The organism is Pedobacter sp. SAFR-022 (assembly GCF_051965375.1).
Taxonomy (GTDB): domain Bacteria; phylum Bacteroidota; class Bacteroidia; order Sphingobacteriales; family Sphingobacteriaceae; genus Pedobacter.
Window position 1 is genome coordinate 1,007,800 of the sequence record NZ_JBQCME010000001.1, and the last position, 11,808, is coordinate 1,019,607.

Consider the following 11,808-nt stretch of genomic DNA (forward strand, 5'->3'; position numbering starts at 1 on the left):
CCAAAATTTATCCTTAAATCTGCTATTTATCCCACCAAACTGGCTCATATATTGGAATAGTTCCAGGATAGTTCAAATTTGTCGTAATCTCCGTATTTGGATACAACATTCTTAAAGGCATCCTGCCCGCACCAATGATTGAAGCGGCAGAAGTAACCAGAAATTCCGGATATCCGGTCCGTCGCCATTCTGTCCAGGCTTCAAATCCCTGAAATCCACACATCGCATAATACTTCTGTGTAATGATCGCTCGGATATTACCTGCAGGGGTTCCAGGAAGTTTTGCATCCGGCGAAGCAGCGATATAAGCTGCAGCAGCATCTGGAATACCCACGGCATCAAAACTGGCCTCAATACCAGTGTTAAACAGGCTCGTTAGATTTGCTGCCGATCCGCCCCAACCCCGGGCAACGGCTTCTGCCTGCAGGAAGTAACTCTCCGCAGCGGAGATCAATTTAACCGGACTTACTGCCGATGCAGGATCTACCGCATTTCCACCCACCAGGGCTGAAGGCGAGGAAACATCCTTGCCGCTATTCGCCCGATAACTGCCTTGCGGTATATAGGCTACTGTATCCACCGCTGCTGAAGGATCTGGAAAGACATCATAATAGCGCTGCAACCTTGGATCATTATTCCGCATAAACTGCCGAACCGCAGTTCCACTTGCCACCAGGTTCTGGGTTCTGCCTAGACCAACCATCTCATTGTAGAGCGGGTTCTCATTACCCCCTGTGGTGGAATATTCGATACTTGCATCTTGGTTCAGAAACGGCGCCCCGGAGTTAAATAATGCCGCAACACCGGCCTGTGCTTTTGGAGCATCCACCTGCGACAACCTCATATAGGCCCTCAGCTTTAACGTGTTCGCAAATGCCGTCCAAAGCACCACGTCTCCCTGAAAAAGCAGGTCCTGCTCACCAGGATCGGTTGCATTCGGCGTACCCAGGTCTGCAAGTCCAAGATCAATGTAACGGAAGATACTATCATAAACCACAGCCTGTGCATCGTACTTCGGACTTCCATACTGGCTTGCGTTCAAGGCCTCAGACAGCGGTATGTCTCCATACGCATCAGTGGTTAGTTGAACCGTATAGGCTTTAAGGATATAAGCCATGCCCCTGATTCGTTCATTATTTGGCGTGCTACTATTAATGATGGTCTGTGCATTTTGCAAAGCATTCCGGTAGGTAATCAACCATGGGCGGTCAAAGGCCGTACTGGTAACATTATACTGCTCTAATGATCGATACTGAGAGGAAGAAGGACTTTGGGTCCAGTATTGCGCCCATATATTACCATTGATCTGGTAATTATTACCGACCAGTTGTCCTACAGCAGCTTGCACGGTTGGCAACAACAATACCGGCGTAGCAGTACTCGGATTATTTGGATTCTCGTTTACATCCAGGAATTTTTTACATCCACTGAAAGTCAGGAGCCCGATAATGAACAGGGCTAAAATTTCTTTAGGTATATATAGATATCTAGTTTTCATAGGAAGCTGAATTAAAATGAGACTCTTACGTTAAGTCCAAAATTGCGCACCGAAGGCAAAGCGGTATAATCGAAGCCCTGTGCATTTCCCGCACCTGCCGAGTTTACTTCAGGATCTGCGAATTGGTTTTGCTTTGGTGTCCAGATAAACAGGTTATTGCCGAACACGCCAACAGTCAACTCCCCGAAAGGACTCTTCTGCAGCTGTGCTTTGCTAAAGGTATAGGCTAACCCTAGTGAACGGAGTTTCACAAACGAGGCATCCACCATGTGTTGACCTGCAACCAGGTCAGAATAATAATCCTGCTTGTTATAACCAATATCGGTATTAACCACACTATTGCCATTCTCATCAAGATAAACCGAGTTCGGATAGATTACACCGATACGGTCACCCCCGGTTTCTGCGGAAGTTCCGGTAAAGCCCATGATGTCTCGTGTCCTGGAGTAAAATACACCACCTTGTTTGGTATCAAAAAGGAAGTTCATCGAAAAGTTTTTGTACCGCACATTTCCACCCAAGGATGCTTGATATTTAGGATTGTAACTGCCCAGATACTCCGCTGCTGAACTCGGCAATGGGATACCGGTTTCTGGATCTACAATCGTCCTGCCCTGATCATCGGTAGCATTGGTTACCGCGTAAAACATACCGTAGGGCATTCCTTTAGCAGCAACGATTGACATACCCGAGTAACCGCCCACGGTTACCTGTTCAATGCCGGGCAACAAGTCAACGACCTTACTCTTATTTCTGGTATAAGTAGCAAATAACTCTACGGACAGACCTGTACTTGTGCGCAGCGGTGTTCCTCTTAAGCTGAGCTCGATACCTTTATTCTGTATTTCGCCGGCATTAACCACACTAAAGCTGTATCCTGTAGAGTTCGGGATCGGGATACTCAGGATCTGGTTCTTGGAATTGTTAGCATAATAACTCACGTCTACTGACAAGCGGTTCTTTAAGAACCCCAATTCTGCACCGACTTCAAAGGATATTGTTTTTTCAGGTTTAAGGTTTGGATTTCCGATCGTGGTGCTGGACATCAATCCGGCCACGTTTCCAAAGGGAAAAGTTGTGCTGCCGAAGCCACCAAGGATTTCCGCCCTTGAAAACGTAGTCATGAGTTGATATGGCTCCGGATCGTTACCTACCTGCGCATAGCTGGACCTGATCTTTCCGTAATCTAAGAAGTTGGCGATTGAACTTTCTTTTAAAAGTTCAGAGAATAGGAAGGATCCGCTTACACTTGGATAAAAGAACGAGTTGTTGGCATCCGGCAAGGTAGAAGACCAATCATTACGCGCCGTGGCCTCGAAAAACAACATGTTTTTGTAAGCCAAGTTTAAGTCTGCATAAAGGCCTATTAAACGTCTGGTAGTAAGATTATCTACCTGAACATTTACCGGGCCATTACTATTTGCCAGGTTGTAGTAGCCAGGAACCACCAACCCGCCACTAGCATTTGTGGAAGTCAGGTTACGGTTGGTGTTGCGGATACGAATGTTATTACCCACCATCAATGAGCCTTCCAGATCATCACTAAACTTGTGACTTCCGGTGATCATCAAATCATGAATAACTTCGTTAACATTCATTAGATCAATTTCATAGGCACCATTGCTGTTTTGTAAGTTACCGGCATTGTAATTCCCCGCTTCATCTGCCGGGAAAAAGTTGTACTTAGGGGTGATGGATCGCCTCCGGTCACTGTAAGTGTCTACCCCTAGACGTTCTTTAATGTCCAGCCAGCCGTTCGGCTTATAGCCGATATTGAAATTACCGGTTAAACGGTTTACATCATTGAAGTTGTCGTAGTTCTCCAGGATCCAGTACGGGTTCATGTTGTAAGCACCATAGAACCCATATAGGTCATCATGCTTAATGCCATCAGCGGTTGTAATGCCATAACCATAATACTTATTGTTCAGATCCTTCATGTCACTCAATGGGATGTCCCTTGGTGTCTGCAACACGTTGTTATATACCGAGCCACCACCTTGTCCGCCACCAACCTGATTGCTGTTGATCTTGAAATAATTGAAGGAAATACCCGCATAGAACTTATTGTTAAACTCTGTGTTGCCATTAAAACGTACACTGTAGCGGTTATAAACGTCTTTGTTGCCAGGAAATATGCCATCTGAGTTCACCGCATTCAAGCCCAGATAAAAGCTTGTTTTTTCACTGCCACCAGAGAAGCTTAAGTTATTATCTGTAGAGAAACCTGTGTTGAAGAAATCCTTGATGTTGTTTTCTACGGCTGAATATGGTTTCATCTGCCTTACCCCATCAATCATCTGACCCCACTCCTGCATCTCACCGGTAAATGGCGCACCCCAGCTCCAGTTCTCTTTAGGATCATTGATATAGGTCGCAGTTTTCCCATCAGGTAAGATCTCGTCGTAATAGCCTTGTCCGTATTGATTCTGGAAATCCGGCATCTTCAAGATCGAGGATGCAGAATTTGAGGTACTGAAAGTAATTTCGGTCTTTTGGGCACCCTTGGTACCGCTTTTCGTGGTGATGATCAACGCACCGTTTGATGCTCTTGATCCATAAAGTGCAGCCGCAGCAGGACCTTTCAAAACGGTCACAGAGGCGATATCATCCGGGTTGATGTCATTACCGCGGTTACCGAAGTCTACACTGGCTAAGCTCGAAGGACCTCCAATCACACTGGAGTTGTCAATTGGGATACCATCAATTACAATGAGTGCCTGGTTGTTTCCAGAGATGGAAGATCCACCCCTTAGTACTACACGGGAAGAGGCTCCAGGGGTATTTGAAGTCGTAGTGATGTTCACACCGGCTACACGACCATTGATGGAGTTAATAACACTGGGCTGTTGTCCCTGGTTCAATTCTTCCGTGTTGATCACCGGCGCAGAGTAGCCCAGGGATCTTCGTTCCCGCCTGATGGCATTCGCAGTAACGACCACTTCGCCAAGCGACTGTGCACTGCTGGTAAGTTGCACATTTACTACATTGGAGGCACCTAAGGTTACTGGCTGTGTATTGTATCCGATGGAACTAAAATCCAGGCCGGTGGCTCCAGCAGGAACTGTAATAGAGTATTTACCATCACCTGCGGTTTGTGTTCCGCCTTGTGCGCCTCTGATTCTGATGCTCACCCCTGGAATCGGTGATCCATCCTCGCTATCCGTCACCGTTCCAGTGATTGTTCTTCCTTGCGCGGCAGCACCGACCGCAAATGCAAAGATCAGGAACAAACTGAGTATTAATTTTTTCATAGGGATGTATTTAGGTTGTATGATCAATTGGAAATTCGTCAAAAAACAATCCACAACAGCCCAACCAACACACGTGTAAATACCTGTTTTTCAATATATTGATGTAATTAAAAAACAAATAACAACAAGAAACTCCTCTTTTGCGAGATCAAAAAGTTGAGCCTAATAGTTAGAAATTTTAAGTATAGTTCTATGGTGTTTTCTGGCGTTTGAGTTGGTGTTTGGTTTTATCGACAGGATTAGGTTAATAATCCAAACCTTTGAATAGATTATTATATATAATTTTACTGCGCAAGTCCTAAGTTTATGAGCAATATCGATTCTATATATACCCGTTTTCTTCAAAACCCTTTTATCTGCACAGATACTAGGGCAATACAACCCGGATGCCTCTTTTTTGCTTTAAAAGGAGATAAGTTCGATGCAAATACCTTTGCTGCAAGCGCACTGGAGGCTGGTGCCGCTTATGCCATCATTGACAATCCAGAATATGCCACTAGCGACCGCTGCATTCTGGTAGACGACGTCCTTACCACCTTACAGGAACTGGCACGGTATCACCGCAGCCAACTTACCATTCCTGTTATCGGATTAACCGGCAGCAATGGCAAAACCACAACAAAAGAGCTGATCAACGCGGTACTTAGTACTAAATTCAAAACACTTGCAACCAAAGGCAACCTGAACAACCACATCGGGGTACCATTAACCGTACTCGCTATCGGCACTGATGTAGAAATTGCCATTGTGGAGATGGGTGCGAACCATAAAAAAGAAATTGAATTTCTATGCAGCATCGCTCAGCCTACACACGGACTGATCACGAACATTGGCCATGCACATCTTGAGGGCTTTGGCGGCTTTGAAGGGGTAAAGATCGGGAAGTCGGAGTTGTACAAATGGCTTGCCGCCGCTAAAGGCTATACCTTTATATATAAGGATAACACCATATTGATGGAGTTGATTCAGGAAACAGGCTTGAATGAGGTGGTTTTCTATGGCACAGACCCCATGAACCGGATTTCCGGCAGCCTGGAAAAGTCAGACCCATACCTTCAGATCTCCTGGAACACGGCGGGAAAACAGTATCACACCAAAACAAACCTCACAGGTACCTATAACTTCGAGAATATATTGGGTGCAATCTGCATTGGCGACTTCTTCGGTGTCTCTGCACTTGAAATTAATCAGGGACTGATGACCTATCAACCCAATAACAACCGCTCACAGCTTACCAGAACAGCAAGCAACCAGGTGATATGCGACTTCTATAATGCCAATCCAAGCAGTATGGAGGCGGCTTTAAAAAACCTGAAAGCACTAACAGCTGACAAGAAGGTTGCTATAATTGCAGATATGTTTGAGATGGGCGAAGCTTCTGCTGAACAACATCGAAAGGTTGCAGAACTTGCCGAAAGCCTGAACCTCGATGAGCTGATCTTGATCGGAAAAGATTTCTACGCGAATAAAGAAGGTTTAAAGGGCACTTTTTTTGAAAATACTATGGCTGCAAAAAATCATTTGGAGCAGCATCCGGTTAAAGACAGCCTGGTGTTACTTAAAGGTTCCAGGGGAATGGCTTTAGAGCAACTATTACCTTTATTATAGGCTAAAGCTGCTCAATTTCTTCAGTAGACAGGTCGGTGAATTTAGCGATTTGGTCGATCGGGAAACCTTCTTTCTTCATCTTCAAGGCGATGTCCAAAGCTTTTTTGTGCTCACCCTCTGCAAGTCCCTCTGCCATTCCCAATTCTTTCGCCGTAGACACAGCGTACTCCAGCACACTCTCATTATCCCACTTGTATTTCAGACTTTGATCATACATCGTTTTTTCCTCCTTCGTCAGATTTGAATATTCAGCGATTTCGAACAGTTTTTCAAAAATGGGCTTCCGAAAGTAAACCGGAATCTTATGCATTTTACTCATATTCTTAAGTACATAAAACCACTTCTCCAGATCCGTTTCTAAACTGTCTTCTGTTTTATCAAATTTACTTAATTCAATATAAGTATATCCAAGTTTGTTATAAAATACTTCACCGGTATCCCTGTTACACAGGCAAATATCATGCAAGTACTGCAAGCTCGGTACATCCTCTAAGCCGAAGTTCTCCAGCAGTGCAATTAAGTAAACCTCTGAGATGTTATAACCCCATGCCGCACGGTCTCCTTTTGGCGCCTGCTCACTAATGAGCCTTGAAGCATAGAATAACGCCCGCTCCTTGAAGCGCGTCTGCCTTGCTCTTTGTACTTCAATCAATATCTGTTCGCCGTTTTCGCCGGTACAAAGCAGATCAAAGATTGCTGAACCCTCATGTTTTAAGTCACCGGGATGCTCAATTTTATTAAAAACAAGATCAATAATATGCTTCCTTCCTCTAAATACCGCATTGAGAAAGGCAATCAGTAAGTCCTTATTAGGTTCCGTACCAAAGATCTTCTTAAATGCAAAATCAACTAAGGGGTCGATGTACTTGCCTACTCTGGGCACAGGAGGTTTGCTCATACTTAAAGATAAGCATTCATCAAACCGAAAACAACTGAAAGGAAATTGTTTTAACTTTTAGTATGAAACTGTAATGCCAGCATCACTGACTTCCTTAAGCGGATTGTCGCGCATATTCTGCTCAATCTCCAACTCGTACTTTCCATTCGCAGGGAAATGGTAATTGGTTAACATGTTCAGCTTGTAAGTAAACAAGTTTCCTGAACCCGAACCCAGCCACTGCCCATCCTTTTCTGCAAGCTTATATTCAAACCTGCGGGTCATTTTCTGCTGTCCCGGCGCCTTGATATGCAGCAACACAAAGATGTTGGAGTATCGGTAATCTGCGGTATGGCGGAGCTTGAAATACACCGTATAGGGCTTAGTATGATCTGTGATCTCTATGCTTGCTTTGACCTTGTTCACGTAACTCCAGTTGCGTTTAGGCATGGACACGTTAAGATCTGCCAGGTTATTTGTATCGCAACCGATGGCTGCGATACAAATAGTGGCTATCAATAGAAAATACTTAATCTTATTCATCTTTAGGCTTATCCTGGGCCGGCTTCCTTCTTCGGTTATTCCTGTTTCTGTTGTTCCGGTTGCCTGCAGGTTTTGCTCCAGGCTGCCCTTCAGCAGCTGCAGCGCCCGGTAAGATCACCAGGCCAGGCTCTGCCAAAGGCATATCAACCGTGTTCTTTTTCGGATCTGGACGTCTTTGTTCCGGCCGTTTACCCTCAGGTCTTTTCCCGTCCTGCGGTCTGCCTTCACGACGCTTATTTTCAGCTTTAGGAGCCTCAGTACGTGCTTGATCAGGCTTTTTCTGCGCATCATTTGCATGACGCTGCTGAACCGCACGTGGAGGACGTTCCTGTTTCTTATTATTGTTATTACGCTGATTCTTATTCCTTGACCGGTCATCCAGGCGGGTTAAACTATCCTGACCCACAACGTTTTCGTAATCCAGCACCTTTTCAACTGGTTTTGAACTTGCCAGTTCAAAAGCTTCCTCTTTCAGGTTAATTGGTTTCTGGCCTTTTTTATTCATGGCCATAATCTCTTTTACGCGATCTACCTTCAATGGTATCCAGTCTTCGGCGTTTGGATAGCTGAACCACATGATCTTCTTGAAAATATCGGTCTTTTGGTGACGGGCAACGCCGATCTCCGTCTGCAGACTGTCAATACGATCCGGAATATCCTTCAGGGCATCCAAATAGGTATCAAGCTCATAGTTCAGGCAACACTTCAGCTTGCCGCATTGCCCGGCCAGCTTCAACGTATTCAAAGAGAGGTTCTGATACCTTGCCGCAGCGGTAGATACGGTTTTGAAATTCGTTAGCCAGGTAGAGCAGCAAAGCTCACGGCCACAAGAGCCGATACCACCTAATCTTCCAGCTTCCTGACGCATACCGATCTGCCGCATTTCGATGCGGATTCTGAACGTCTCCGCCATCTTTTTAATCAGTTCACGGAAATCCACCCGTCCTTCTGCAGTATAGAAGAAAGTCGCTTTGGTCTTGTCACCCTGATAATCCACGTCACTGATCTTCATCGATAAACGCAGATCCAGCGCAAGTGTGCGGGCCTTGTGCATGGTTTCCCACTCCAAACCCTTGGCCATTTTCCATTTTTCAACGTCTGCTTCCGTAGCCTTACGGTACACTTTTCGCGTTACCTGATCCATATTGGTCTTACGGCGTTTCATCTGCATTCGTACCAGCTCACCGGTTAAAGACACGTGACCAATATCGTAACCGCCGGTAGGGCCTTCAACAGCCACCAGCTCACCAATTTCCAGATATATGTTCTCGCTGTTTAGAAAAAATTCCTTCCTTGCACCTTTAAATTTGACTTCGATTACTTGAAACGGTATATAATTGGAGGGCATATCCAGGTTGGACAGCCAATCGTAAACTTCTAATTTCTGGCAACCTCCAGTAAGGCATGAGCCATTACTTTTGCAGCCAGAGGGGGCGCAACCGCCACCTGTAGAACAACTTCCACATCCCATAGTTAATTATATATATATTGAGTCCCTTTCGGGAACGATTTAAATTTTATTGTTTTTACCAACTGCAAAGATACATCTAAAAAGAGTATTTTCGGGTTGGCATTCCGCTCGATATGGTAGTGCGCCAGCTCCAACTCCGAAATAATGGCATCGGCCATGTTCAGATCGAGCACGTGGGTACTTAGCTTTCGAGCCGTATCCAAGGTACGTGGGGGCAATTTTACCAAGGCGTCTGCACCACTCAGCAGTAGGCTGCATTCCCTCAAAAAACTGATGCCATAGCGTAGAAAATTCTTTTGATTCTCCCGCCCCCAAGACGCAGCTTTATCTACAAAACCCATCATTCCAGGTACATCACCTTTGAAACCCATGCGTAACCAGTCTGCAAACAGCTCGGCATTGTTGTTGGCCGCATTTTCGACCAGCAATCGCGCTTCAATGAGGTTTCCGTCTGCCAAAAAGCTGTATTCTGCAGCCTGCTCCGCTGGCAGTTGATGCTTTTCCATCAGGTAATCCTGGATATCTTCATCGGAAAGTTTAGGCACCTTGGTGATCTGTGTTCTGGATAAAAGCGTAGAAAGGATCTGGTCCTGATGGTTGGCCACCAGAATAAACAAGGTATTTTCAGGTGGTTCCTCAATGATCTTCAACAGTGCATTTGCACCCCGGTCCAGATACTCCGGAAGCCACATAATCAGCACCTTAGTGTCACCTTCGAAAGCTTTATAACTTAATTTTTTGATGATTTCGTGACACTCTGCAATGTTGATGTTCGCCTGCTTATTCTCCGCATTTAACCGGGCCCGCCAGCTATTCATATCCACGTAAGGGTCCTGAAGCAACATTGTCCGCCATTCTTCAAGCACATCTACCGCCACGCGGATATCCTTTGAAGCAAAGAAGGGATACGAGAAGTGCAGATCGGGATGAATGTAGCGTTCATATTTCCTGCAGGAAGAACAGGTACCGCAACTATCTGTAGCTGTTTTGCTTAAGCAGTTGATGTATTGCGCATAGGCAATTGCCAGTCCGAGCGCACCACTGCCATCACAGCTTAGAAAAAGCTGCGCATGACTGATCCGGTTCTCCTTTACGGTTTGAATCAAATGTTGCTTAACGGCTTGCTGACCTATGATATCTTTGAACTGCATTTTCTGCAAAATAGTGAATTTTTCAGGAACCTGTAGCATGCAGTCATTCTCGATTGAACCAACAAGGGATTTATGCCTTGAAAAAGCTGCAGCATAAAAGACGTACAGCGGAAATTGCCAGGTTGTTGCAAGGCACTTGATAGGGGCTTGCGACGTCCACATACGTAGCAAGTACGTAGCAACTACCTCGCAAGTACGTCACAAACACCCATCAACACGACAGATCAGCGAAATTGTTTAGGCCTCCGTTCAGTGTTCATCAGCACTGTAAAATACGCCCAAAAATTAATTCCTTACCTTTGCCTTTCAAACAAAGCTGCTTATTGCTTATATAAAAATCCTATGCCCAGAATACTAGCCTTTGATTATGGCACCAAAAGAATTGGCATTGCCGTTACCGATCCGCTTCAAATCATCGCTACCGGGCTGGACACTGTTCATCCAAAAGACATTATCGCTTACCTCAGCAAATACCTGCAAACCGAGCAGGTAGAGGCTTTTGTGCTTGGCGATCCCAAGCAGATGGACAACACACCATCAGACAGTGCGCAGCATGTAGTGGGTTTTTCCAGAACCCTGAAAAAGCAATTCCCGCATATACCACAGTTCTGGGTAGACGAGCGTTTTACCTCTAAAATGGCACAGCAAGCCATTATGCAAAGTGGATTTAAAAAGAGCGACAGGCAGAATAAAGAACGGGTGGATACCATCTCGGCGACCTTGATATTACAATATTTCATGGAAAGTCGCCGTTAATTCAAATACCAGCAAACACATGATCAACGAAGACCTGCAAAATTTACTACTACAATACTGCGAGCCGGAAAGCGAATTGCTGCAACGGATAAACCGCGAAACCAACCTGAAGGTGCTGATGCCACGGATGCTTTCGGGCCACTATCAGGGTCGTGTATTGAGTATGCTGAGCAAGCTGGTAAACCCCAGACGTATCCTTGAGGTAGGCACTTTTACGGGCTATGCTACGCTTTGTCTGGCAGAAGGACTGCAGCCGGAGGGTAAGTTGTTTACGCTGGATATCAATGTAGAATTGGAAGATATGGTTCGCCGGAACTTCGCGGATTCGGCATATGAGAAGCAGATTGTGTACCTTCTTGGTGATGCGATGCAAAACATTCCGCAACTGGACGAAGTTTTTGATCTGGTGTTTATCGATGCGGATAAAAAGAATAACGGCGCCTATTACGATCTGGTGATTGATAAAGTGCGTCCGGGTGGACTTATCATTGTTGACAATGTGTTATGGAGCGGCAAAGTTCTTAGCAATCAACAAGATAAAGATACCAGAAATATTATTACATTTAATGATAAGATTGCTAAAGACCCGCAGGTAGAGAAGTTGATATTACCTGTACGCGATGGTTTATTTGTCATCAGAAAAAAATAAC

The 11,808-nt window shown here is 45.2% G+C and carries 9 protein-coding genes; 3 read left to right on the forward strand and 6 right to left on the reverse strand.

Annotation, left to right across the window (positions count from 1 at the left end; all coding sequences use genetic code 11):
* Positions 1–22 precede the first annotated feature (22 nt).
* Both ACTHQF_RS04330 and ACTHQF_RS04335 read right to left on the reverse strand, forming a co-directional pair.
* A complete protein-coding gene (locus tag ACTHQF_RS04330) occupies positions 23–1,498 on the reverse strand; it encodes a SusD/RagB family nutrient-binding outer membrane lipoprotein (RefSeq protein WP_440428649.1) in 1,476 nt (491 codons plus the stop codon).
* Positions 1,499–1,509: 11 nt separating this feature from the next.
* Complete coding sequence (locus ACTHQF_RS04335; protein ID WP_440428650.1) at positions 1,510–4,752, reverse strand: SusC/RagA family TonB-linked outer membrane protein; 3,243 nt, start codon at positions 4,750–4,752, stop codon at positions 1,510–1,512.
* Positions 4,753–5,058: 306 nt separating this feature from the next.
* Between ACTHQF_RS04335 and ACTHQF_RS04340 the strand changes: the two genes are divergently transcribed.
* A complete protein-coding gene (locus ACTHQF_RS04340) occupies positions 5,059–6,360 on the forward strand; it encodes a UDP-N-acetylmuramoyl-tripeptide--D-alanyl-D-alanine ligase (protein WP_440428651.1) in 1,302 nt (433 codons plus the stop codon).
* Position 6,361: 1 nt separating this feature from the next.
* On the opposite strand, the gene ACTHQF_RS04345 is transcribed toward ACTHQF_RS04340, so the two are convergent.
* From ACTHQF_RS04345 to ACTHQF_RS04360, 4 genes are read right to left on the reverse strand one after another with little or no spacing between them, the layout of a single operon-like run.
* Positions 6,362–7,258 (reverse strand): Rpn family recombination-promoting nuclease/putative transposase, encoded by an 897-nt coding sequence (locus tag ACTHQF_RS04345; protein WP_440428652.1) that lies wholly within the window; start codon positions 7,256–7,258, stop codon positions 6,362–6,364.
* A 57-nt stretch (positions 7,259–7,315) separates the two neighbouring features.
* The gene (locus ACTHQF_RS04350) at positions 7,316–7,780 is read right to left on the reverse strand and encodes a gliding motility lipoprotein GldH (RefSeq protein ID WP_440428653.1); all 465 of its coding nucleotides are present in this window, start codon (positions 7,778–7,780) and stop codon (positions 7,316–7,318) included.
* Positions 7,773–9,251, reverse strand: a complete 1,479-nt coding sequence (locus ACTHQF_RS04355; RefSeq protein WP_440428654.1) for a PSP1 domain-containing protein — start codon at positions 9,249–9,251, stop codon at positions 7,773–7,775. The genes ACTHQF_RS04350 and ACTHQF_RS04355 overlap by 8 nt, the downstream gene beginning before the upstream one ends.
* A gap of 2 nt (positions 9,252–9,253) precedes the next feature.
* Positions 9,254–10,402, reverse strand: a complete 1,149-nt coding sequence (locus ACTHQF_RS04360; protein ID WP_440428655.1) for a DNA polymerase III subunit — start codon at positions 10,400–10,402, stop codon at positions 9,254–9,256.
* A gap of 342 nt (positions 10,403–10,744) precedes the next feature.
* On the opposite strand from ACTHQF_RS04360, the gene ruvX reads away from it, so the two are divergent.
* Together ruvX and ACTHQF_RS04370 are read left to right on the forward strand one after the other, a co-directional pair.
* Positions 10,745–11,158, forward strand: coding sequence for a Holliday junction resolvase RuvX (ruvX, locus tag ACTHQF_RS04365; RefSeq protein ID WP_440428657.1), 414 nt, complete (start codon positions 10,745–10,747; stop codon positions 11,156–11,158).
* Between the two features lie 19 nt (positions 11,159–11,177).
* Positions 11,178–11,807 (forward strand): O-methyltransferase, encoded by a 630-nt coding sequence (locus ACTHQF_RS04370; RefSeq protein WP_440428658.1) that lies wholly within the window; start codon positions 11,178–11,180, stop codon positions 11,805–11,807.
* Position 11,808: the final 1 nt, after the last annotated feature.

Coding starts and splice junctions, on each gene's coding strand:
- ACTHQF_RS04340 (WP_440428651.1), top strand. CDS start 5,059: ATGAGCAATATCGATTCTATATATACCCGTTTTCTTCAAAACCCTTTT.
- ruvX (WP_440428657.1), top strand. CDS start 10,745: ATGCCCAGAATACTAGCCTTTGATTATGGCACCAAAAGAATTGGCATT.
- ACTHQF_RS04335 (WP_440428650.1), bottom strand. CDS start 4,752: ATGAAAAAATTAATACTCAGTTTGTTCCTGATCTTTGCATTTGCGGTC.
- ACTHQF_RS04330 (WP_440428649.1), bottom strand. CDS start 1,498: ATGAAAACTAGATATCTATATATACCTAAAGAAATTTTAGCCCTGTTC.
- ACTHQF_RS04350 (WP_440428653.1), bottom strand. CDS start 7,780: ATGAATAAGATTAAGTATTTTCTATTGATAGCCACTATTTGTATCGCA.
- ACTHQF_RS04345 (WP_440428652.1), bottom strand. CDS start 7,258: ATGAGCAAACCTCCTGTGCCCAGAGTAGGCAAGTACATCGACCCCTTA.
- ACTHQF_RS04355 (WP_440428654.1), bottom strand. CDS start 9,251: ATGGGATGTGGAAGTTGTTCTACAGGTGGCGGTTGCGCCCCCTCTGGC.
- ACTHQF_RS04370 (WP_440428658.1), top strand. CDS start 11,178: ATGATCAACGAAGACCTGCAAAATTTACTACTACAATACTGCGAGCCG.
- ACTHQF_RS04360 (WP_440428655.1), bottom strand. CDS start 10,402: ATGCAGTTCAAAGATATCATAGGTCAGCAAGCCGTTAAGCAACATTTG.